Here is a 22,873-nt window from a genome sequence, read left to right on the forward strand (position 1 = left end):
CAGACTTGTGGTTTTTGGGGAATTGCGCCGATAAATCCACAACATATAGTGGTATGTCAGGAGTTTGGGCCAAAACTTTCGACAAATTGCACCATGCGAGGCAAGCAGTTACCGCGCAGATCGTAGCGGTCCAGCGCCACTTTGCGTGCCGCTGCGCGCATATCGACGAAGCGTTCAGGATGCGCCAAGCCTTCGATCATCGCGGCAGACCAGCCCGGCACGTCAAAGAAATCCACCAAAGTGCCAGTCTTGCCATCCTCGAGCGCTTCGATCACCGGGGCGGTGGCGGAGGCGATGATATGACAGCCCGCTGCCATCGCCTCGATCATCGACCATGACAGCACGAACGGATAGCTGAGATAGGCATGTGCGCGGCTGACCTTCATCAGCGCCACGAAATCGGGGTAGGCGACCTTGCCCATGAAATGCACGCGGCTGAGGTCCAGTTGATCCTGCACTTCGGACAGGAAGTGTTGCTTCCAGCCCTTTTCGCCCTTTGGCGCGGCACCGTAGGACACTTCGTCGCCGCCAACGATCACCACCTGAGCGCTTGGGCGCGCGGCCATCACCGCAGGCAGCGCGCGCATAAAGGTGTGGTAGCCGCGATAGGGTTCAAGATTGCGGTTCACAAAGGTAAGAACCTCGTCGTCGGGGGTGACAATGGTGCCATTCGGCAGGGTAAAGCGCGCCTGCGGATCGGGTGCCATGCCGCTGGTATCGACGCCATCATGAATGACCGTGATCATGCGGCGCAGCGGTTCGGGATAGGTCGAGGCCTGCCATTCGGTCGGGGACAGTCCTGCATCTGCATGTGTCAAAGCCTGCCCGAGATAGGCGGCGCGGCCCTGCGCGATCAATACCTGATCAAAGTTTGGCGTGGCAAATTCGGCGTCAAAGCCGACATCGGCACCCCGGCCTTTGTAATAGAATTCGGCATAGACGATCAGCTTGGCTTCGGGCCAGACCTCTTTCAAAAACAAGGTCTCGCCCCAGCCGGAATGGCCAAAGATCACATCCGGGATATAGCCTTTGGCACGCATGGCTTGGGCGGCGCGGGCGACCGTCACGCCGCGGTCGCTCATCGTGGTGTAGTTGCGGCCAAGACGGGTGGCGGCGGGATCGACGGTTTCCGCGACATGCTTGTATTTCGCCACCGGGATCGGTGAGGCGCGGTTGTTCTTGGCATCGGTCAGGGCCGTGCAATCATGTCCGCGCGCGGCGAGTTCCGGGGCCAGATGCAGGAACTGGCCGGGGAAATTCTGGTGCACGAACAGGATCTTCATGGCCGCAAATTGTCGCCAAATGCGGCTGCCATCAAGGCGCGGGTGTAGTCGGTTTTGGGGTTGGCGAACAGATCGGCGCCTGCGCCAGCCTCGACCACATTGCCGTCTTTCATCACCATCACCTGATGCGCCAGCGCGCGGATCACCCGCAGATCGTGGCTGATGAAGATATAGGCCAGCCCCCATTTGCGCTGCAAATCGCGCAGAAGATCGACGATTTGCACCTGCACGGTCATATCCAAGGCCGAGGTGGGCTCGTCCAGCAGCACAAGTTTCGGGCGCAGGATCATCGCGCGGGCGATGGCGATGCGCTGCTTTTGCCCGCCGGAAAATTCATGCGGATAGCGGGCCGACGTGGCAGGGTCGAGGCCGACCTCGGCCATGATCGCGGCGACCATTTCAGCGCGGTTGCGCCCCGGCTCTAACCCATGCACGCCGAGGCCCTCGGCGATGATCTCGGCCACGGTCATGCGCGGCGACAGACTGCCATAGGGGTCTTGAAACACGATCTGCATGTCGCGCCGATGCGCCCGCATGGCTTTCGGAGCAAGGCCCTGAAGATCGCGGCCCAGCACCGCAATGCGCCCGGTGCTGTCGATCAGCCGCAAGATTGCCAGCGCCAGAGTGGTCTTGCCCGAGCCGCTTTCGCCGACGATGCCCAAGGTCTCGCCCGCGCGGACGGTCAGGCTGGCGTCATTGACAGCTTTCACATGGCCGACGACCTTGCGCATGAAGCCGGATTGGATCGGAAACCAGACCCGCAGATTTTCAACCTCTGCCACCACGGGCGCAGTGTCTGCGACCGGATCGGGGCGGCCCTGCGGTTCGGCGGCCAGCAGCTTTTGCGTGTAGGGGTGTTGCGGGTTGGCAAAGATTTCCGCCGTCGGCCCCTGTTCAACAATCACGCCACCCTGCATCACGCAGACCCGGTCGGCGATGCGGCGCACGATGCCCAGATCATGGGTAATGAACAGCAGGCTGAGGCCTTCGGTCTTTTTCAGATCGGCCAGCAGCGCCAGAATCTGCGCTTGGATGGTGACATCCAGCGCGGTTGTCGGCTCGTCTGCGATCAGCAATTCGGGACCGTTCGCCAGCGCCATCGCGATCATCACCCGCTGGCGCTGCCCGCCCGACAACTGATGCGGATAGGCGGTGAGACGGCTTTCGGCCTCGCGGATGCCGACCTTGTTCAAAAGCTCCAGACTGCGGGCGCGGGCGGGGGCACCGCTGAGCCCCTGATGCAGCGACAAACTTTCCGCAAGCTGGCGTTCAATCGTGTGCAACGGGTTCAGGCTGGTCATCGGTTCTTGGAAGATGAAACTGATGTCATTGCCGCGCACGGCCCGCAGCGTTGCCTGCGAGGCGCCAACCATTTCCTGCCCGAGATAGCGCACCGAGCCCGTTACCTTGGCGCTGTCAGGCAGCAACCCCACCGTGGACAAAGCTGTCACCGACTTGCCCGAGCCGGACTCGCCCACCAGAGCCACGGTTTCACCTTTGCCGACGCTGAAGCTGACATCGCGCACGGCGGCAAAGTCGCGGCCATCTTGGCGGAACGCGATGGTCAGCCCGGAAACCTCCAGCACCGTGGTCATTGGAACGTCTTTCTGGGGTCAAACGCATCGCGGATGCCTTCAAAGATGAAGACAAGCAGCGACAACATGATGGCGAAGGTGAAGAAGGCGGTGAAGGCCAGCGAGGGCATTTGCAAATTCTGCTGCGCCTGCCGGGACAATTGGCCCAGACTTGGCAGCGAGGCAGGCAGACCGAAACCCAGATAATCCAGCGCTGCCAGCGAACCGATTGCCCCCGCGACCACAAACGGCAGCATCGTCAGCGTCGCCACCATCGCATTCGGCAGCACATGCCGGAAGATGATCACGAAATCAGACACGCCCAAGGCCTTGGCCGCGCGCACATATTCAAAATTCCGCGCCCGCAGGAATTCAGCGCGGACGATGCCAATCAGCCTTGTCCAGCCAAAGGCGATCATCAGGCCGATCAAGATCCAGAAGCTGCGTTGCCAGACCGAGAACACGATGATGATGACGTAAAGATCCGGCGTGCCGCCCCAGATTTCCAGCAGACGTTGAAAGATCAGATCAACCTTACCGCCAAAATAGCCCTGCACCGCACCTGCCGCGATGCCAAGTATCGAGGTCAGCAGCGTCACGATCAGCGCGAAGGCCACCGACAAGCGGAAGCCATAGATCACGCGCGCCAGCACGTCGCGGCTGGTGTCATCGGTGCCCAGCCAATGTTCGGCATCGGGGGCAGACGGTGCGGCCTTGCCGCCCAGATCGTTGATCGTGTTGTAGGAAAACGGGATCAGTGGCCAGATGATGCGGCCTTTTTCAAATCCTTCGGCCTGATAGGAGCCAGCTGCGACCTGCGCCAAGATGTCTTCGGGGGCATCAAAGCAATCGACGACACCGCCTGTCAGGATCAGGCATTGCACCTCGGGTGCTTTGTAATTTGCTTCGGTGCGGAAATCGCCGCCGTAGTCGGTTTCGGCATAAAACTTCAAAAACGGCATCCGCCATTCGCCGCGATAATCGACCAGCAAGGGCCGGTCATTCGCCAGAACCTCGGCAAACAGCGACAGCCCAAACAGCGCGGCAAACAGCCAAAGCGACCAGAACGCGCGCCGGTTGGCCTTGAAGTTGCGCCAACGCCGCTGGTTCAACGGGGACAAAGCCATCAGCCCCTCCGCTCAAAGTCAATGCGGGGATCAACCCAGACATACATCAGATCCGAGATGATGCCGACGATCAGCCCCATCAGGCCAAAGGCGAACAAAGTGCCGAAAATCACCGGATAATCCCGCTCGACCGCCGATTTGAAGCCGAGCTGGCCCAGACCATCCAGGCTGAAGATGTTCTCGATGATCAGACTGCCGCCAAAAAACACCCCGATGAACAGGGCCGGAAAGCTGGCAATGACGATCAGCATGGCATTGCGGAACACATGGCCATAAAGCACGCGGGTTTCAGACAGACCCTTGGCCCGCGCGGTCATCACATATTGCTTTTTGATCTCATCCAGAAAGCTGTTTTTGGTGAGCAAGGTCAGCGTGGCAAAGGACGAAATCGTGCTGGCCACCACGGGCAAAGTGATGTGCCACAGATAATCGCCGACTTTGCCAAGCAGGGAAAGTTGCTCAAAATTCTCGGATGTCAGGCCCCGCAGCGGAAAGATCCGCCAGTAGGAGCCACCCGCGAACAACACCAGCAGCATCACCGCCACCAGCAATCCGGGGATGGCGTAGGCCGCGATGATCACGCCGCTGGTCCAACTGTCAAAGCGCGAGCCGTCGCGCACAGCTTTGCGGATGCCCAAAGGAATTGAGATTAGGTAGGCCAGCAGCGTCGACCACAGCCCCAAAGTGATCGACACCGGCAGCTTTTCGGCCACCAGCCCCATCACGCTTTCAGAGCGGAAATAGCTTTGGCCGAAGTCAAAGCGGATGAATTTCCCCATCATGATGAAAAACCGCTCGTAAGACGGGATCATTTGCTTTTCGCAGTCTTTGGCCTGTTGCAGCGGTGTGCCGCTGTAGCCTGCGGGACAGACAAAGCGGGCAAAGCCGAACTCTACCTCCAGCTTGGCGCGAAACTCGGGGGGCAGGCCGCGGCCGCCGACATAGCCCTTGCCGCCCATGGCATCGCCCGCGGCATCGTTGCCAGCATCATTGCCGGTGCTGCCGCCGACCGAACTGAGCGCATCGCCCGAGTTTTGCAGCCGCGCTTCGATCTGATCAAATGGCCCGCCGGGCACAAATTGCGTCAGCGCAAAGTTCAGCACCATGATGCCAAGCAGGGTTGGGATCACCAAAATCAGCCGTCGAAGGATGTAAGCCAGCATTTATTTCAGCACGCCCGCAGCCTTGAGTTTGTCAGCCTTGGCTTGGTCAAACCACCAGATATCCATCTCACCCAAAGCATAGGGCGGCAGGTTGTCGGGATGTGCATATTGATCGTAATAGGCCACGGTGTGGGTGTTTTTATACCATTGCGGCACCCAGAAATCCTCGGCCCGCAGCACACGGTCCAGCGCTTTGGTGGCGACGGTCAGTTGGTCTTTGGTTTTGGCAGCCATCAAAACATTGATCAGCTTGTCGACGGCTGGCGATTTCAGCCCCATCAGGTTGAAGGCGGAATCATCTGCCGTGGCCGAGCCGAAATACTGCTTTAGCTCTGACCCCGAAAAATAGGTCGTTCGCGCCGCGCCGGTAATGATATCAAAGTCATAAGACGGTGGGCGGGTGCGGCTTTCCATCTGTGCGGGGTCAATATTGATCAGTTCGGCATCGACGCCCAGTGCTTTCAGGTTCTCGACATAGGGCGAAATCACCCGGTCGAATGACGGGCTGTCGTTCAGAAACTCGACCCGTAGCACTTCGCCTTTGGCATTGCGGCGGATGCCATCGGTGCCAACCTCCCAACCGGCTTCGTCGAGCAGCTTTGACGCCTTGCGCAGGTTGCCACGATCCAGCTGTTTGTCGCTGGAAACCGGCGCCATCACGGCCTCATCGGTCAGGATGCTGGCGGGCAGATCGCCCGCGTCGACCAAGGGTTGCAACAGGGCTGCTTCTTCGGGCGAGGGGGTGCCGGTGGCGGCAAGCCAACTGTTTTCCCACAGCGAATTGACGCGGGTATACAGCCCATAAAACAGTGTCTGGTTTGACCATTCAAAGTTGAACATCAAGCCGATCGCCTCGCGCACGCGGGGGTCTTTGAATTTCTCGCGCCGCAGGTTGAACAGAAATGCCTGACCGCTGGCTTTCGAGCCTGACGGCAATTCGGCTTTCACCACTGTGCCATCGGCGACGCCGGGGAAGTCATAGCCGGTTGCCCAGGATTTGGCCGAGTTCTCATTGCGGAAGGTGTAAGCGCCGCCTTTGAACGCTTCAAACGCGGGCACGGAATCGGCGAAATATTCCATCCGAATGGTGTCAAAATTCGCGGTGCCGCGCATGATCGGCAGGTCTTTGCCCCAATAATCCGGGTTGCGCTTGTAGGTGATCCGCTCGGGCGGGCGCACTTTGTCCACCATATAGGGGCCAGAGCCGATATAGGGGATCAGCGTGGTTTCCTCCATATCCAGCTTTTGCGTCTCATACTGCGCTTTCGACAGGATCGGCAGGCCGCCGACATCGGCTGGCAGATCGCGGGTCGGCACGCCGGGTTTGAAGGTGAATTTGATGCGATGCGGGTCGAGAATTTCGGCCCCCTCGACCCCTTCGTTGAAGATTTTGCGGAAGTCGGACAGGCCCTTGGTGCGGAAAATCTCAAAGCTGAAGGCAACATCTTCTGCGGTCAGCGGCGTGCCATCCGAGAATTTTGCCTCGGGGCGCAGGTTGAAGATCACCCAAGAGCGGTCTTCGGGGTATTCCAGCGTGCTGCAGATCAGACAATAGCTGGCACCGATCTCGTCTGCGGTGCCGGTCAGCAAGGTTTCCAGCGGCAAGGACGACAATACCCCCGCAACACCTTTCACCGAAAACGGGTTCATGGTGTCAAAGGTGCCGGGAAACCATTCGGAAATCTCACCGCCTTTGGGGGCATCGGGGTTCACATAGGGCAGCGCCTTGAAATCGGCGGGCAGGGCGAGATCGCCAAAGGTCGAGATGCCATGCGCGGTGATCACCGGCCCATCTGCGAGAGCCGTACCTGCGAGTGTCGTGCCTGCGCATAGTGCCGCCAGCATAAAGCCCAACTTGATCTGCCGCATCCCCGACCTCCTGCAAACTGTCGCTTTTGCTGCGACCCTGTTGCTGCACATGCTAAATCGGAAGCCGATCACGCCACAAGGCGCGAATGTGTGATCATTGCCGCGCAAGCGATGCCAGCCGCCGTGAAAATGAAAAAGCCGCCCGAAAGAGCGGCTTTTGCAAGGCGATTGCGCGCTTTGGATTACTTCACGCTTGCCAGATAGGCGATGACATTGGCGCGGTCTTTCACATCCGGCAGACCAGCGAAGCCCATCTTGGTGCCTTTGACATCGGCTTTCGGGTTCAACAGGAACAGTTCCAGCGATTCCGGGGTCCAGGCATCTTTCACCGACGCCATGGCTTCGGAATAGGCAAAGCCTTCGACGGAGCCGCGCGCCCGGCCAACAACGCCGTTCAAATGCGGGCCGGTGCCGTTGGTGTTGTCAACCTTGTGACATGCCGCGCATTTCTTGAATACCTTTTCACCAGCAACCGGATCAGCAGCGGCGAACAGTTCAGCAAAGGGTGGGCCCTCGGCTGCAGCAGCATCGCCCGCGCCTGCATCTTCTACCGGGATCGAATAGGCTTGCGCCACTTCTTCGCCGCCGTGGCTTTCGCTGCCACCGCCGTAAATTGACTCGCCTGCCCAAGAAATGAACAGATACACCAGAAGCGAGCCACAGACTGCGCCGGTCACCTTGGTCAAAGTCATCGTGTCGAACATGTCGCGCCTTCCTTCGGGTCGTGTTTGGGGCGGCGTTGAAGCCGGAACCTGATTTGGCGTTACTACCCGCTTCCCCCGCCCTCTTTCAAGGTATAGTAGCGCGACCAATCGCCCCAATGCGGGGCTTTTTACGGCGGAGTGGTCGAAATGTCAGGGCGTATCGCGTTTCAGGGCGAATTGGGGGCGTATTCGCATCAGGCATGCCAGCAGGCACGCCCGGATATGGAAGCATTTCCCTGCACCACCTTTGAAGACGTGGTCGAGCTGACTCGTTCCGGCGAAGTCGAGTTGGGCATGCTCGCGGTTGAAAACTCGACCGCTGGCCGGGTGGCAGATGTTCATTCGCTGTTGCCGCGCGCGGGTCTGCATATCGTCGACGAGGCTTTCGTGCGGGTGCATGTCAATCTGCTGGGCGTGCGCGGGGCCAAGGTTTCGGATGTGAAAGAGGCGCATGGCCACGTGGTGATCTTGCCGCAATGCGCGGGCTTTCTGAAAGCGCATGGCATCAAGGGCAAGGTCAGTTCCGACAATGCGCGTGCGGCGCGCGAAGTGGCCGAGGGTGGCGACATTACCAAAGCGGCACTGGCCAGTGAACTGGCGGCCTCGATCTATGGCCTTGATGTGCTGGCCCCGCATATCGAAGACAATGCCAACAACACCACGCGCTTTCTGGTGATGAGCCGCACCCCCGACCATAGCCGTCGCGCGACGCTGATGATCACCACCTTCACCTTCCGGGTGCGCAACATTCCGGCGGCTTTGTATAAGGCGATGGGCGGCTTTGCCACCAATGGCATCAACATGACCAAGCTGGAAAGCTATATGGTGGGCGGCAGTTTCACCGCGACCGAGTTTTATGCCGATATCGAAGGCCATCCCGAAGACGCCGCCGTGAAGCGCGCGCTAGAGGAATTGCGCTATTTCAGCACGCAGGTTGATATTCTGGGCGTCTATCCGGCAGACCGCCGCCGCGACTGATGCAGGGAGGGGGGGGATGCCCCCCGTTTGATCAGTATTTCTTCACCGCCCGATAGCGGGCTTCGATATCGCCCGCCAATTGCGCTGCGCGCTGGTCAAATTTGCGGTCAATCCGCGCGCGGGCAAGCCGCAGGGATTGCAGAAACAACCGCGCGGTCAGGCTGCGCGCCGAGACTTCCAGCACCACATGCATACGTGTGCGTTTGCCGCCCAGCTCCATCAATTCGACCGAGGCTAGGCCCTCAATCGCCTGTGACGTCCCGGCAAAGCGCAAAAGCGTTGGCGCTTCGATCTGCATCAGCTCCAGCTCCATGTTGCGGGGTTTGCTGCGATAGGAAAATCGCGCGGCCCAGCGCATGCCAGCCGCAACATGGCGCAGCTTGTCGGTGCGCGACACCTCGGCGCCGCGCCGCATTGCCGCGCGCTCCCATGTTTCAAAATCTGAAAGGATGCGGAACACATCGGCAATCGGCGCTTCAATATCCTGCTTCGTTGAAAACCGCATCGCTGACCCCTGTTTTATTCTTGTCTGCGGCACATGCAGCGCACTCGAAACCTTGGCAGTGATAGCCTTCAGTCCAGCCGTTCTGCAAGGAAATTTGCCATCAGAAACTGTGCAATAGCGCCGGTTCGCGCAGGTTTGATCTTGGGATGCTGCCCGGCCATCACCTCGACCAGCTCTTCGCGGGTCACCCACAGGGCGTCTTCCAGTTCGACCGGATCAAGGGTGATCTGATCCGAGGTCGCCTCGGCAATGCAGCCAAACATCAAGGATGCCGGAAATGGCCAAGGCTGGCTGGCCAGATAGCGCACCGGGCCGGTGGTGATGCCGGTTTCTTCAAACACCTCGCGCCGCACGGCGGCTTCCAGCGTCTCACCCGGTTCAACGAAGCCCGCCAGCAGCGAATACATCCCCTCGGGCCATGGGGCCGAGCGCCCCAACAGCAGCTTGTTGCCACGCACCACCAGCATGATCACCACCGGATCGGTGCGCGGGAAATGCTGCGCGCCGCAGGCCGCACAGCCGCGCTGCCAGCCGGCATGGCTGATCTGCGACGGCGCACCGCAGGTCGCACAAAACCCATGCGAGGCGTGCCAATGCAGCACAGCTTTCGCCATCGCTGCCAATTCCGCCTCGCGCGGGGTCAGCAAGGTCATCACACCGCGCAGATCTTCAAAGGCCTGATCCTGCGGCAGGGCGGGGTGATGCTGGCGGTTGGCATCGACAAAGCCGGGGCCGGCCTCGGTCGCCAAAACCTCTGGTGCCCAAGCCGAGATATCTTGCGCAAACCGCGCGATGCCATCGTCGAGGCCCAGAAACACCGCAGTGCCGCCCAGCAATACCGGACTGTCAGCGCGGACCCAAGCCAGCCCGCTTTGGCCTGCGATCAAGGGCTTGCCCCGCCACAGCGGCAACACAAACCCCGAGTCCAGCAATTTGGCCATCTGCGCCGGGTCATTGCGCAAAGCCGCCGCCCGATCCAGACCCGAGCCGCCAAATGTCACCGTTTCCGCCAGCCGCATCACAGATCCCCATATTTTGCCCAAGCTTTCGCACGGAACAGCGGTGGCGGCAATTCGCTGCGATGGGTTTGCTGCGTAAACCAGACGGTCAAATTTGCAACTCAGGGGAGATAAAAGTAAAAATGGTTACGTTTTCACTTTCCTTTCGATAACTCTATGTAACACGCTAAACCATTGGGAGAAAAGCGTGACATAGATCAGGCACCCAATAGCGACGAATTAGGGATCAACGGTGCAATACAACCTGACGCATAGCCGCGCTGACGCTGGCCGCAGTTTTTCCAATGTCGAGATTGATCTGCGGTTGCTGGCCACGTCTGATTTGCATGCCAATCTGTTGGCATGGGACTACCATTCTGACAAAGTCGCACCGCAGCGCGGTCTGGCGCGGATCGCCACGCTGATCCACACGGCACGGTTTGAATGTCCGCAGAACCTGTTGTTTGATAATGGCGACTTCCTGCACGGCACGATCCTTGGCGATTACATGGCCGAGATCACCCCCACCCTGCGCTCGGGTCGTCCGCTGCATGCCCACCCGATGATCGCGGCGATGAATCTGTTGCGCTATGATGCGGTGGCGTTGGGCAATCACGAATTTGGCCACGGATTGGGGTTCTTGCGGCGTTCGCTTGCGGCTTCGCGGTTTCCGATTGTCTGCTCTAACCTCTATTTCAAGCCAACGCGCGGCGCGCCGCTGGCAGCACCCAGCCTGCTGCTGCATCGCCATCTGCGCGACCGCAACGGGCGCTCGCATCAGTTGAAAATCGGCGTGCTGGGCTTTATTCCGCCGCAGACCACGATCTGGGAAAAGCGCTATCTGAAAAGCCGTGTTTCGGTCGATGATATCGTGGCCTCGGCGCGGCTGCTGGTGCCAGAGCTGCGGGCGCAGGGCGCTGATCTGATCGTGGCGTTGTCACATTCCGGCATTGATACCGCGCAAATCGGCAGCGAGCTTGATCCGGGGGCAGAGAACGCGAGTTCGGCACTGGCCGAAGTGAACGGCATTGACGCGATCATTGCAGGCCACACCCATCTGACCTTTCCGACCGAGTCTTCCCGCGATCTGGGCGGCAAACCTGCGGTGATGCCGGGGTTTTTCGGTTCGCATCTGGGGGTGATTGATCTGCGATTGCGCCAGACCAACAAAGGCTGGCAGGTGGCGCAGTTCAGCGCCAGCCTGCGCGCGATTTCCCGCCGCGAGCCGCAATCGGGGCAAGTGATGGCCTTGGTTTCCGACGATCCGGCGATTGCCGAGATTGCACGGCCTGCGCATCAGGCCTTGATGCAAAGAGCCGATGCGGTGATTGGCGAAAGCCCGGTGCCGCTGCACAGCCATTTTGCGTTGCTGACCCATAGCCCGGCGCTGATGCTGGTGGCGGCGGCGCAGGCTGATCATCTGCGCAAGGTCTTGCCCGCCAACACTTTCGCGCCCGACACGTCACCTGCCCCCGCCGAATCTTCAGCGGCACTGACGAACTTGCCGCTGCTGTCAGCGGTGGCCCCGTTCAAGGCGGGGGGGCGAGCCGGGCCGGAAAATTATACCGACATTGCCGCAGGCCCGCTGCGGGCGCGGCATGTCAGTGATCTTTACATCCACCCCAACAGTCTGGCCTGCCTGCGCCTGAGCGGTCAGGACATTGCCGATTGGCTTGAACGCTCGGTCAGTCTGTATCGCCAGATCGCGCCGGGTGCCGTTGACGCCGCCTTGATTGACGAGGATTTCCCCAGCTTTAACTTCGATATCATCCACGGCCTGAGCTATCAGATCGACCTCGCGGCGCCGCCCCGCTTTGACAGCCGGGGCCGGGTGGTTGACGCCGCGGCGCGGCGTATCCGCGATCTGCGCTATCTGGGCCAACCCGTTCTGCCCGCGCAGCACTTTGCGCTGGCCACCAACAGCTACCGCGTCGCGGGGGGCACTGGCTTTGCTGGCACCGGCACCGAGCAGTTTCTGTATGATGGCGATGAGAGCAACCGCGAGGTGCTGCTGCATTACCTCAGCCGTGGGGCCGTGCCGCAAGCCGCCACGCCGACTTGGGGCTTTGTGGCCATGCCGGACACGACGGTGACGCTGGATCTAAGTCCGAGCGCGGTGCATCATCTGGCCGATGTTCCGCATCTGCGTCTAGAGCCGCTTGCGCTGCAAGCCTCGGGCTTTCGCCGCTTTCGCCTGCATCTGTGATCGGCTATCAAAGCGGTGCACAACTGGGGCTTGCCATGTTTGACGCTATCTTCTTCGATCTCGACGGCACGTTGATCGACACTGAAAGTCTGGCAATGGCCTCGGGCCTTGCCGCATTTGCCGAGCTTGGCCACCCGGTGACCGAAGAATTCCTGCATCAATTGGTCGGAGTCGATCTGCCCACGGGCAGCAAGATCATCCGCGCGGCGATGCCCAGCCTTGATCACGCAGCGCTGCAACCCCTGTGGCAGGGTGGCTTTCTGGCCGCGATGGAAGCAGAGGGGCTTGATCTGAAAGCGGGCGCGCTGGATCTGTTGCAAGCCCGGCTGTTGCCGATGGCGCTTGTCACATCTTCGGGGCGGCGCGAGGCGCATCGCAAGCTGGCGGTGGCGGGCATTGCCGAGATGTTCGATCTGATCATCACCGTCGATGATGTCAGCGCCCCAAAACCCGATCCCGCGCCCTATCTGCTGGCCGCCGAGAAACTTGGCGTCGCCCCCGCGCGTTGTCTGGTGTTTGAAGACAGCGAGACCGGCGCTGAAGCCGCGCACCGCGCCGGGTGCTTTGTGGTGCAAGTGCCCGATGTGGTGCCAAGCCAAGGCCGCTGGGCGCATCATCTGGCCGACAATCTGCTGGCGGGGGCCCGGCATGCGGGGCTGTTGATCTAGCGCCGCTGCGCGCGCAGGTCGCTAGAACGTAGCTAGTATTGTCATCTTCTGGCGCGGATATGCCACCCGCAGGCTTTTTGGGCGGGCCACCGAAGCCTCCGGCGGGAGTATTTCAGAAAGAGCAAATCCCTTGGGGCAGGTTTTGCTGGGGCGGTGGTGCCAAGCAGCGTGCGTTGAAAATCAGGCGCGTGTTTGGCTATCTGCGCCTGTGCCCCCCAATGCAAAACGGCGCACCTTTCAGCGCGCCGTCATCAGGGCTTTGCACCAGTCTCAGTTCGTCATCAGGTAATAGCTGTTGCGTGAGCTGCCGTTGTTCTGCACCGTCACATAGAAATAGCCATTCCACGCTGGCACAAAGTCGCAGTAGACCTGATCCGACCAGCTGACATCGTAGCAGATCGTATTGCCGGACTCGTCGGTGACCAGCACATCCAGGTTTGAATCGCCATCGCCGACCACTGCAAGTTCAGCATAGCTGTCGCCATAGAACGGCACTTCCCAAGTGTCGGTCTGCCCTGCAGGCAGCCGTGACAGGGTGGAGGATGCGCCGCCAACACGGCCACGGCCTGCTTCGACCATCGCATCCTCTACCAGCCCGGCCAACACCTCATCCTCGCCGGCGAGTTCCTTAGCAGAGGCCATCATGGTGGCGGCATCCACTGGCAGATCCTTGCCCTCGGCCTCGCCAGCCAGTTCGGTGCCTTTGGTGTCTTTCTTGCGCTCGACTTCTTTGACCTCGACCGACCCGGCAAGCTTGGCCGCCGTCAGCACGGTCAGCGCGTCTTTGTTGGTCATGCCCAAGGCGTAAAGATCCTGCGCCATCGCCAATGTCGCCACAGCGCCTTTGGTGCCAGTGGCCGAGGATTTGACGTTCGGCCCCTTTGGCGTCGTGGCGGCGGGCGCGTCGGCTGCCGGGGCTTCGGTTGCGGGCGCTTCGGTTGCGGTCTGGGCAAAGGCGGGCAAGGTCAGTGCCACCAAGGCGGTGGTGGCAAGGGCGGGGATAAGCTTTTTCAATGTCATCTGCTGTCCAATCTGTTCGGGCCCAAACGGGCGATATCGTGCGATGTTGGCAAATGAATACCCGTTTGGGAAGGGACTTTTGCATGACAAATTGCGTCAGCAAGGGCGGCGGATGGCTTCCCCCTTGGCGCGCTTGCCGTTAGCTTGCCCGCAAAACGGGAGGCATCATGCGCGATATTCTGGAACAGTTGCTGGGCTTTGATACGGTCAGTTCGAAGCCCAACATCGCGCTGATGGGCTATGTGCGCGATCTGCTGGCCGAGGCGGGGATAGACTCAGTGCTGATCCCGGATGCGGGCGGCGGTAAGGCGAATTTATACGCCACCATCGGGCCGCAGGGGGTGCCGGGGGTGATGCTGTCGGGCCATACCGATGTGGTCCCGGTGGAGGGGCAGGCCTGGACCGTGCCGCCGTTCGCGTTGACCGAGCAAGCCGGGCGCTATTATGGCCGGGGGGCGGCGGATATGAAGGGCTTTGCTGCCTGCGCGATCGAGGCGGTTTTGCTGGCCGCGCGTCGGCCGCTGAAAGTGCCGCTGCATCTGGCTTTGTCTTATGATGAGGAAATCGGCTGCATGGGGGTGCGCAGTCTGATTGAGATGCTGGAGGCCGCGCCGATCCGCCCGCGCATGTGTATTGTTGGCGAGCCTACGGCGATGCAGGTCGCAACCGGGCACAAGGGCAAGATCGCGTTGCGCGCGACCTGTGTGGGGCGTGAGGGACATTCGGCGCTGGCTCCGCTTGCGCTGAACGCCTTGCATCTGGCGGCGGATTTTGTCGGTGTGGTGCGCGGCTTGCAGGCGCGGGTGGCGGCTGAGGGTCTGCGGGATGGCGATTATGATGTGCCTTACTCGACGCTGCATGTCGGCAAGTTGAATGGCGGGGTGCAGGTGAATATCGTGCCCAATTCTGCGGTGATCGACTTTGAAATCCGCAGTCTGGCGGGCGAGGATACCGAGGCTTTGATCGCCGATCTGCGCGCCGGGGCCGAGGCGATTTTGGCGCCGCTGCGGGCGGAATTCCCCGAGGCGGAAATCCGTATTGAGCGGCTGTGGGATTATCCGGGGTTGGGCACGCCTTCGGATGCGGGGGTGGTGAATTTCGTCAAATCGCTGACGGGGGCGAATGGCACGATCAAGGTGGCTTTTGGCACCGAGGGCGGGCTGTTTGATGCGCGGCTGGGGATACCGACGGTGATCTGCGGGCCGGGGTCGATGGCGCAGGGGCACAAGCCGGATGAGTTCGTTTCTGTGGAGCAGATCGAGCGGTGTCGGGCGATGTTGGCGGAATTGGTGGATCGCTGCGAAGTGGGGTTTTAGCGCTGGTCCCAACGCGGGACCATTTTTATGTGTTTTAAATCAGTGGGTTGATGTGGTCGGTTTAACACTTTTTTAACTTTTGCACCGTTTCCGCACCAGCCTCGCGCCGAAAGAAAACTCTGCGAAGCAGAGGTTTCCGGCGTGTTGTGCGGAAGGCGGAACGCCGTCGCGCAAGGGGTTTGATGCAGCAAGCCCCCTGTGTCCAATCTTGCCGCGCCTGACTGGGCTGGCGCGGTAACGCGCCTGCCGGGGGCAGGCAGGCGCGGCAAGATTTGTCTGCGGCCAAATCTTGCAGGATTGGCACGCCGTGCGTTGGGACTGGAAGGGTTTAGGTTTCCTCGACCTTTTCCGCCCGCCCGAACAGCCCCGCCAGTGCGCGGCTTGTCGTGGCGCTCGTTCCCGGTCGCGGCAGGGCCACAAAGGGCATCGGGCGCGACAGCTCCATCGCGGCGAGACCGACCCGGGCTGTCAGAGCGCCGTTCACCACGCCCTCTCCAAAGCGGCGCGAGATTTTCGCCAGCAACCCACCCGAGGCGACCGAGCCGATCAGGTCATCGGCCAAGGCAATCGCGCCCGCACCCAGAAGTGCCGAAAACACCCGGCGCATCAGGCGAAAACTGCCCATGCTGCCCGAGCGCCCGCCGTAAATTTCGGACAGACGGCGGATCAGTTTCAGGTTGGAATAAAGCGCGGTTGCCACATCGGCCAAGGCCAAGGGGACAAAGGCGGTGACGGTGGCGACCTGACGCGCGGCGGCCTCAACCTCGGCCAAAGCGGCACGGTCGAGCGGGGCCATCAGTTCGACCTCGGCCAAAGACAGCAAAGCGTCGGCGTCATACATTTCGGGCGCGCGCTCGGCCAGACGGGCGCGCCCCCATGCGGTATCGGCGCGGTCGGCGTACAGGCTGGTCAGGCTGGCAGTGATGGCGCGGGCGGCTTTCAGATCGGCGTTCAGGCGGGCCTCGGCTGCGGCGATGCGCAGCTTGTCCAGCCGGGCCATGCGCGAAAACGCCAGCACCTCGCGCACCGCCAGCACCAGCACGACGAGCAGCGCAAGGATGAACAGCGCAAAGGCCACCCAGCCCAGCACAGAGTTTTCGCTGAACAATCCGGTGACGAAGTTCCATGCGGACACCGAGAGCACCAGCGTGAACAGGCTGCCAAACACCCAAAGCGCAAAAGGGGTGAAGCCGGAGCCCCGGCGTTGTGCCAGAACCGCGGCGGTCTGAATGGCGCGTGCAGCCCCCGCGTCTGGCACGGCATCGGCCAAACCGGGATCGGCGGCATCGCCGTCATATTCCTGCATCAACGGGCCGTGCAGGCGGGGCTTGTCGTCAAATTCCGAGGACATTACGGCTCCTTTCGCCAGTGCAGGCGCAGGTCAGGCAGGTGTTCGTCATTATCCGCGCCATCGCTGCGGGCGATTTCGGCAAAGCCTTCGCGGGCGTAAAAGCGCTGTGCGGGCAGATTGGCTTGGAAGGTGTAAAGCGTCAGCTGGGCGCAGGCGGCTTTGGCCTCGGCCAGCAGCTGCGCGCCGTGGCCCCGACCGCGTGCCGTGGGGGCGAGATACAGCGCCTCGATCTGTTCGCCCATGCGGGAGAGAAAGCCCAGAACATCGGGCGCGCGCAAGACGCGGGTGGTGCGGCTGGAGATCAGATGCTGCGCAAAGCCAAGGTCTTCGGCGGCGCTGTGCAGTTTCGGCATCCAAGCGGTATCGCGGTTCCACGCGCCCAAGATGGCGGCGATGGCGGGTGCGTCGGCTGGCGTGGCATCGGTGATCGCGGGGCTCACAAACGATCCCCGATCAGAAATTCAGCGGCGCGGTCCAGCCGGATATGCGGCGGGCCTTCGCCGGGGCGCAGGGTGGTGCGGGCGGGGGCGAATTCCATCAGGGCATAGTCGGCATCAAGCCACTTTTCCGCGCCTTCGCGGGCGGGTGACAGCAGACGGCTGGGGTCGGTGGGCAGCTGGCCGGGATACATCACGGCTTGCTTGCCACTGGACAAAAGCCGCCCGCGCACCGCATCAAGGCTAATACCTTGGCGCAAAACGGTTTCTTCAACGGTTGATCGCAGGCTGGCCATCGAGATCGCCGAGGTCTGCGCGCCTGCGAAATCGGCGCGGCTTACGGCCTCGCGCAGCATCGCGCGCATGATGCCGGTCAGCGCCGGGTGCTGGGTGTGGTGCAAATGGTCGGCTTTGGTGGCGGCGAACAGGATTTTTTCAACCCGTTTGCCGCCAAGGATGCCCGTCAGCCAGCCATTGCGACCGGGGCGGAATGCGTCGAGCACCTCGGCCATGGTGCGGCGCAGATCCTCGACGGCTTGCGGGCCTTGGTGCAGGGCAGACAGCACATCGACCAGCACGATCTGGCGATCAATCTTGGCGAAATGCTCGCGGAAGAACGGCTGGATGACGCGGGATTTATAAGCGTCGTAGCGGCGCTGCATCTCGCGCCACAGGCTGTTGCGGGGCGTCTGGGCGGGGGGCGGCAGCGGGGCAAAGGTCAGAACCGGCGAGCCTGCCAGATCACCGGGCAGCAGAAACCGACCGGGGGTGCAATCGGACCACCCCGCCGCGCGGGCGGCTGTGAGATAGGCGGTGAACTGCGCGGCAAGCGCGGCTGCGCGGGCCTCTTCAAGGCGCAGGCTGCCATCTTCGGCGCGGGCATGGGCCATGAATTCGGTCGCCTCGGGGCGCTTGGCAATGCGGTTCAGGGTCTCTTCCGACCAAGCGGCGTAGGATTTATCCAGCAGGGCGAGGTCCAGCAGCCATTCGCCGGGGTAGTCGATGATATCGACATGCAGGGTGCGCGGGCCCGCAAAGCTGCCAATCAGACCAGTGGTGCGGGTGCGGAACGACAGGCGCAGCTCTGAGATCGCGCGGGTGGATTGCGGCCAACGCGGATCATCGCCCGTCATCGCGGCAAGGTGGTCTTCAAAGGCAAAGCGCGGCAGGGTGTCGTCGGGCTGCGGCTGCAGATAGACCGCCTCGATGCGGCCCTGCGCCTGTGCGGTCAACTGCGGCATGCGGGCGCGGTCAAGCAGATTGGCGACAAGGCTGGTGATGAACACGGTTTTGCCGGCGCGGCTGAGGCCGGTGACGCCGATGCGCAGCACGGGTTCATAGCCGGTCAGAGCCGTGGCTGCGGCCTCGATTTGCCGGGAAATGCCGTGGGTTATACTGGAAAACAAAGCCGCCCATCCTGTTGCTTGGGGTGAACATAGGGCGGCGGGGGGCGTTTTGGAAGGCATGGCCCGTTCTCAAAGCATGGACACCGCCGCGCACGCGCAGTAATTCAAAGCGATGCCCAGATATGCCATGCTCATCGACTATGACGGAGGCCCGTTCAACGGCTGGCAGCGCCAGGCGGGGGGCCAGTTGACGGTGCAGGGCGCGATTGAGGCAGCCCTTGCGCGGCTGGAACCGGGGCCGCATACGATCGCAGCGGCGGGGCGGACGGATTCCGGCGTGCATGCAACGGGGCAGGTGGCGCATTGCGATCTGACGCGCGATTGGGACACATTTCGATTGGCCGCAGCGCTGAACGCGCATCTGCGCCCACATCCGGTATCGGTGCTGGCGGTGGTGCGGGTCGGCGAGGATTTCCACGCAAGGTTCTCGGCCAACGAACGGCGCTACTTGTTCCGTCTTGTGGCGCGGCGCGCGCCCGCGACGCATGATCTGGGCAAGGTGTGGCGGGTGCATAGCCCGCTGGATCTGGAAGCGATGCGCGCGGGGGCGGCGCATCTGATCGGCAAGCACGACTTTACCACGTTTCGCTCGACCCATTGTCAGGCAGCCAGCCCGGTGAAAGGTCTGGATGAGGTATCCATCGTCGAGCTGCCCTATCCGGCGGGGGTGGAGTACCGCTTTACCCTGCGCGCGCGCAGTTTTCTGCACAATCAGGTGCGCTCGATTGTCGGGACGTTAGAGAGGGTCGGGGCAGGCGCTTGGCATCCCGATCAGGTGAAGGTGGCGCTAGAGGCTGCGGACCGCACCGCCTGCGGGCCAGTGTCCCCGCCGGATGGGCTGTATATGACCGGGGTGGGCTATCCGGTCGATCCGTTTGCGGATCTGTAGCAAGACGATGTTCAAAGGCGACAGTTGTAGCGGACTGCCCGCGCCGTTGCGCTGACCCGCGTGGTTCAGATGCCCCGACAGGAGAACGGATCAACCCGCGGAGCATCATCCCCTCTGACGGTCATCGGCGTCCCCGCCTGTACCGCTGTTTGAGTTTGAACGCGTCGGATTAAAATAGAGTGAACGATCTTGGTCATCCTCTCTGCAAAAATATCCTCGGGGTGCGGGGGCGAGCCCCCGCTGGGGTGTCAGCAGGCGCAGCGCTGCTGGACCGCAAGCCCGGTCTCGCCTATCAAGGTCTAAAGAACAGGAGCCGCCATGACCCTTCCCGAATTGCTGATATCCCAGCTGTCTGATCCGTTCCGCATTGGGCTGTTGATTGCGCTTTTCATCACCATGCTGCGCACGCGCGCAGCTTCGGGGGTTTGGGTGCCACTGGCGGCGGGGGCGGTGTTTGTGGCGGTGATTTTGCCCAGCACGATGCCCAATCCATCTGGCATGCCCTTGGCGCAGCTGATTGCGGTCGGCGTGGCGGCGAATGTGGTGATTTTGGCGATCATTCTGGCGGCTTGGACCTTGTTTCAGCGCTTTCGCGGCTGACCGCGCCCTAAAATACTAACGCCGCATGGCAAGGGGCCGGGAGTTTCCTCCCGGCCCCTTTCCGTCATGACAAACCTCTTAGCGGTTGTTGGCGTCCGAGAAGATGTCTTTCTTATGCGTGCCGTTCGGCACAAAGATCGTGCCGATCACCACAGTGATCACGGCGATCACGATGGCATACCACAGACCTGCATAGATGTTGCCCGATTGTGCCGAGATCGCGAAAGCGGTCGCGGGCAGCAGGCCACCGAACCAGCCGTTGCCGATATGGTAGGGCAGCGACATACCCGAATAGCGGATGCGGGTCGGGAACAGCTCGACCAGCATGGCCGCGATCGGGCCATAAACCATCGTCACCAGCAGGATCAGATAGGTCAGAATCGCCACGATTTTCAGCTTTTGCGCGGTGAAGATGTCGAAGAAGTTGCTGGCCTTGGCAACGCTGGTGTTATCCGCTGCAACCATCGGATAGCCGGCAGCTTTCAGCGCGTCGTTGATGGCTTTTTCAAACCCGGTTTTCACGCCGCTTGCGTCATCAACTGCCTTTTGTGCAGCATCGGTGGCGGCCTGATCGGTGCCAGCCTTTGCGGTTTCAAGGGCTGCTTTGGCGTCAGCAATCGCCTTGGCGTTTTCCGCGACGTTATAGGACGTCACTTCGGTTTCGCCGATTTTCACCGAGGTGACGGTGCCTGCAGGCGCATCCACCGTGGTCGAATTCACCGACAGTTTCGACAGCGAGGCTTTGGCAATATCGCAAGACGAGTTGAACTTGGACGTGCCGGTTGGGTTGAACTGGAACGAGCAATCCGCCGGATCAGCCGTCACCACGACAGGGGTTTCCTGTGCGGCGGCCAGCATCGGGTTGGCGGTGTGGGTCAGCGCTTTGAACACCGGGAAATAGGTGAGCGCCGCAATCAGGCACCCTGCCAGAATGATCGGCTTGCGGCCGATGCGGTCAGACAACGACCCGAAGAACAAGAAGCCAGCAGTGCCAAGGATCAGCGACCACGCCACCAGCACGTTCGAGGTAAAGCTGTCGACCTTCACCACGTTCTGGATGAAGAACAGCGCGTAGAACTGGCCCGAATACCAGACCACGGCTTGACCTGCCGTCAGACCAAACAGCGCGATCAGCGCGATTTTGGCGTTTTTCCATTGGCCAAACGCTTCCCGCAGCGGGGCTTTCGAGGCAGCGCCTTCTTCCTTCATCTTTTTGAAGGCCGGGCTTTCGTTCATTTGCAGGCGGATATAAAGCGAGATCGCCAGCAGGAAAGCTGAGCCAAGGAACGGGATGCGCCAACCCCAGTCATTGAATGGCCGGATCATCATCGGTGTGCCGTCGGGGTTCATCAGTGCCGCAACACCCTCAGCAACCGGAGCGGGGACATCAGGCCAGTTGCCGTTGACATAGCCCTGCACCATCAGAATGACGATCAGCGACAGCAGCAGGCCCAAGGTGGCGGTGGTCTGGATAAAGGCGGTGAAATAGCCGCGTTGGTTTTGCGGTGCATGTTCAGCCACATAAACCGCAGCGCCACCGTATTCGCCACCCAAGGCAAGGCCCTGCAACATCCGCAGGCCCACCAGAATGATCGGTGCTGCGATGCCCCAAGAATAGTAGTTTGGCAAAAGACCAACAAGGAAGGTCGAAAAGCCCATGATCAAAATGGTCATCAGGAAGGTGTATTTCCGCCCGATCAGATCGCCGAGCGAGCCGAACACCAAAGCCCCAAACGGACGCACGATGAAGCCTGCCGCAAAGGCCAGCAGCGCGAACACGTTGCGGGTGGCTTCGGGGAAGGGGGTGAAGAACTGCGCGCCGATCACGGCAGCCAAGCTGCCGTAGAGGTAGAAGTCATACCATTCAAAGATCGTCCCGGCGGATGAGGCAAGGATAACCTTGCGCTCTTCTGCCGTCATTGGACGCGAGCGGGTGCTGGCGTCGGGTGCTAGTGCCATGATGTGGCCTCCCTTGTTGTGCGGCGATGCCGCTTCCCTATCCCTGCAAATCGGCATGCCTGTCGCGGTCCCTGCCAAGGCAGGGTTCGGTATTGGGTCAGCTGATCTGTCGTTTATGCCCCATACCCGCTCCTCAACGGGGATGGACCTCGTCTTTCATGCCGCGATTGCTGCTACGATCTGGCCGAGGGCTGTGCGGATTTCGGCGATTTTTCCCATCGCATCTACCCGTTCCAGCACGCCTTTGCTGTCGTAATACGCAATCAACGGAGCCGTCTGGGCGTGGTAGGCCGTCAGCCTGTCGCGCACCGTTTCGGCATTGTCGTCGGCGCGGCGGTTGAACGCCGTGCCTCCGCATTTGTCACAAACGCCGGACTGAGCGGGGCGTTTGAATTGGTCATGATAGCCTTCACCACAAGCGCCGCAGGTGTGGCGGCCCGCAACCCGGCCCACCATTGCGGCATCGTCGACCTCAAGGCTGATCGCAGCGGTGATCTTTTGGCCAGTTTCTGCCAGCAGATGATCCAGCGCTTCGGCTTGGCCAGCGGTGCGCGGGAAGCCATCCAGAATGATGCCCTTTGCCACATCGGGCGCTGCCATGCGGTCGCGCAGGATCGCCAGCACGATGTCATCCGATACCAAACCGCCCGCCGCCATCACCGCTTTGGCCGCCAACCCTGCCGACGTGCCTGCTTTGACTGCCGCGCGCAAAAGATCGCCGGTGGACAGCTGGATCAGGCCGAAGTCTTGTTCCAGCATGCGGGCTTGGGTGCCTTTGCCAGCACCGGGAGGACCAAGCAGGATCAGAACCGGGGCCATC

The 22,873-nt window shown here is 61.3% G+C and carries 20 protein-coding genes; 6 read left to right on the forward strand and 14 right to left on the reverse strand.

Features of this window, described 5'->3' with window-relative positions; genetic code table 11:
• Nucleotides 1-56: 56 nt before the first annotated feature.
• The 6 genes from QQJ98_RS02370 to QQJ98_RS02395 all read right to left on the reverse strand — a co-directional run bounded on the left by QQJ98_RS02370 (nucleotide 57) and on the right by QQJ98_RS02395 (nucleotide 7,720).
• Nucleotides 57-1,283 (reverse strand): glycosyltransferase, encoded by a 1,227-nt coding sequence (locus tag QQJ98_RS02370; protein WP_284323707.1) that lies wholly within the window; start codon nucleotides 1,281-1,283, stop codon nucleotides 57-59.
• Nucleotides 1,280-2,878 carry an ABC transporter ATP-binding protein gene (locus QQJ98_RS02375; protein WP_284323708.1) on the reverse strand — a complete coding sequence of 533 codons (1,599 nt, stop codon included), beginning with the start codon at nucleotides 2,876-2,878 and terminating at the stop codon, nucleotides 1,280-1,282. The genes QQJ98_RS02370 and QQJ98_RS02375 overlap by 4 nt, the downstream gene beginning before the upstream one ends.
• Nucleotides 2,875-3,984, reverse strand: a complete 1,110-nt coding sequence (locus QQJ98_RS02380) for an ABC transporter permease (protein ID WP_284323709.1) — start codon at nucleotides 3,982-3,984, stop codon at nucleotides 2,875-2,877. Before QQJ98_RS02380 ends, QQJ98_RS02375 begins: the two co-directional genes overlap by 4 nt.
• Complete coding sequence (locus QQJ98_RS02385; protein ID WP_284323710.1) at nucleotides 3,984-5,147, reverse strand: microcin C ABC transporter permease YejB; 1,164 nt, start codon at nucleotides 5,145-5,147, stop codon at nucleotides 3,984-3,986. Before QQJ98_RS02385 ends, QQJ98_RS02380 begins: the two co-directional genes overlap by 1 nt.
• Nucleotides 5,148-7,016: an extracellular solute-binding protein gene (locus tag QQJ98_RS02390; protein ID WP_284323711.1), complete on the reverse strand. Its 1,869-nt coding sequence runs from the start codon at nucleotides 7,014-7,016 to the stop codon at nucleotides 5,148-5,150.
• A gap of 182 nt (nucleotides 7,017-7,198) precedes the next feature.
• Entirely contained in the window at nucleotides 7,199-7,720 is a 522-nt protein-coding gene (locus tag QQJ98_RS02395; RefSeq protein WP_284323712.1) for a c-type cytochrome, read from the reverse strand.
• Between the two features lie 147 nt (nucleotides 7,721-7,867).
• Here QQJ98_RS02395 and QQJ98_RS02400 point away from each other — a divergent pair, with 147 nt between their 5' ends.
• On the forward strand, nucleotides 7,868-8,698 hold the full coding sequence (locus QQJ98_RS02400; protein WP_284323713.1) for a prephenate dehydratase: 831 nt from the start codon (nucleotides 7,868-7,870) through the stop codon (nucleotides 8,696-8,698).
• 31 nt (nucleotides 8,699-8,729) lie between these two features.
• Here the strand turns inward: QQJ98_RS02400 and QQJ98_RS02405 are convergent, their stop codons facing one another.
• Nucleotides 8,730-9,203, reverse strand: a complete 474-nt coding sequence (locus QQJ98_RS02405) for an SRPBCC family protein (protein WP_284323714.1) — start codon at nucleotides 9,201-9,203, stop codon at nucleotides 8,730-8,732.
• Nucleotides 9,204-9,271: 68 nt separating this feature from the next.
• The gene (gene nudC / locus QQJ98_RS02410) at nucleotides 9,272-10,222 is read right to left on the reverse strand and encodes an NAD(+) diphosphatase (protein WP_284323715.1); all 951 of its coding nucleotides are present in this window, start codon (nucleotides 10,220-10,222) and stop codon (nucleotides 9,272-9,274) included.
• Between the two features lie 232 nt (nucleotides 10,223-10,454).
• Here nudC and QQJ98_RS02415 point away from each other — a divergent pair, with 232 nt between their 5' ends.
• Together QQJ98_RS02415 and QQJ98_RS02420 are read left to right on the forward strand one after the other, a co-directional pair.
• Complete coding sequence (locus tag QQJ98_RS02415) at nucleotides 10,455-12,407, forward strand: bifunctional 2',3'-cyclic-nucleotide 2'-phosphodiesterase/3'-nucleotidase (protein WP_284323716.1); 1,953 nt, start codon at nucleotides 10,455-10,457, stop codon at nucleotides 12,405-12,407.
• Nucleotides 12,408-12,442: 35 nt separating this feature from the next.
• The gene (locus QQJ98_RS02420) at nucleotides 12,443-13,075 is read left to right on the forward strand and encodes an HAD family hydrolase (RefSeq protein ID WP_284323717.1); all 633 of its coding nucleotides are present in this window, start codon (nucleotides 12,443-12,445) and stop codon (nucleotides 13,073-13,075) included.
• Nucleotides 13,076-13,345: 270 nt separating this feature from the next.
• On the opposite strand, the gene QQJ98_RS02425 is transcribed toward QQJ98_RS02420, so the two are convergent.
• Nucleotides 13,346-14,095 (reverse strand): hypothetical protein, encoded by a 750-nt coding sequence (locus tag QQJ98_RS02425; RefSeq protein ID WP_284323718.1) that lies wholly within the window; start codon nucleotides 14,093-14,095, stop codon nucleotides 13,346-13,348.
• Nucleotides 14,096-14,262: 167 nt separating this feature from the next.
• Between QQJ98_RS02425 and argE the strand changes: the two genes are divergently transcribed.
• Complete coding sequence (argE, locus tag QQJ98_RS02430) at nucleotides 14,263-15,411, forward strand: acetylornithine deacetylase (RefSeq protein WP_284323719.1); 1,149 nt, start codon at nucleotides 14,263-14,265, stop codon at nucleotides 15,409-15,411.
• A gap of 328 nt (nucleotides 15,412-15,739) precedes the next feature.
• Here the strand turns inward: argE and QQJ98_RS02435 are convergent, their stop codons facing one another.
• From QQJ98_RS02435 to QQJ98_RS02445, 3 genes are read right to left on the reverse strand one after another with little or no spacing between them, the layout of a single operon-like run.
• Complete coding sequence (locus QQJ98_RS02435; protein ID WP_284323720.1) at nucleotides 15,740-16,762, reverse strand: YcjF family protein; 1,023 nt, start codon at nucleotides 16,760-16,762, stop codon at nucleotides 15,740-15,742.
• Nucleotides 16,762-17,202 carry a GNAT family N-acetyltransferase gene (locus tag QQJ98_RS02440; RefSeq protein WP_284323721.1) on the reverse strand — a complete coding sequence of 147 codons (441 nt, stop codon included), beginning with the start codon at nucleotides 17,200-17,202 and terminating at the stop codon, nucleotides 16,762-16,764. Before QQJ98_RS02440 ends, QQJ98_RS02435 begins: the two co-directional genes overlap by 1 nt.
• Nucleotides 17,199-18,665: a YcjX family GTP-binding protein gene (locus tag QQJ98_RS02445; RefSeq protein ID WP_284323722.1), complete on the reverse strand. Its 1,467-nt coding sequence runs from the start codon at nucleotides 18,663-18,665 to the stop codon at nucleotides 17,199-17,201. Before QQJ98_RS02445 ends, QQJ98_RS02440 begins: the two co-directional genes overlap by 4 nt.
• Before the next feature lie 52 nt (nucleotides 18,666-18,717).
• Here QQJ98_RS02445 and truA point away from each other — a divergent pair, with 52 nt between their 5' ends.
• Together truA and QQJ98_RS02455 are read left to right on the forward strand one after the other, a co-directional pair.
• Nucleotides 18,718-19,494 (forward strand): tRNA pseudouridine(38-40) synthase TruA, encoded by a 777-nt coding sequence (gene truA / locus QQJ98_RS02450; protein WP_284323723.1) that lies wholly within the window; start codon nucleotides 18,718-18,720, stop codon nucleotides 19,492-19,494.
• A gap of 318 nt (nucleotides 19,495-19,812) precedes the next feature.
• Entirely contained in the window at nucleotides 19,813-20,094 is a 282-nt protein-coding gene (locus QQJ98_RS02455) for a hypothetical protein (protein ID WP_284323724.1), read from the forward strand.
• Between the two features lie 78 nt (nucleotides 20,095-20,172).
• Here the strand turns inward: QQJ98_RS02455 and QQJ98_RS02460 are convergent, their stop codons facing one another.
• Nucleotides 20,173-22,053: an MFS transporter gene (locus tag QQJ98_RS02460; protein ID WP_284323725.1), complete on the reverse strand. Its 1,881-nt coding sequence runs from the start codon at nucleotides 22,051-22,053 to the stop codon at nucleotides 20,173-20,175.
• A gap of 156 nt (nucleotides 22,054-22,209) precedes the next feature.
• On the reverse strand, nucleotides 22,210-22,872 hold the full coding sequence (locus tag QQJ98_RS02465; RefSeq protein WP_284323726.1) for an adenylate kinase: 663 nt from the start codon (nucleotides 22,870-22,872) through the stop codon (nucleotides 22,210-22,212).
• Between the last annotated feature and the right edge of the window lies 1 nt (nucleotide 22,873).

This window comes from Cypionkella aquatica, from assembly GCF_030161095.1.
GTDB lineage: Bacteria > Pseudomonadota > Alphaproteobacteria > Rhodobacterales > Rhodobacteraceae > Cypionkella > Cypionkella aquatica.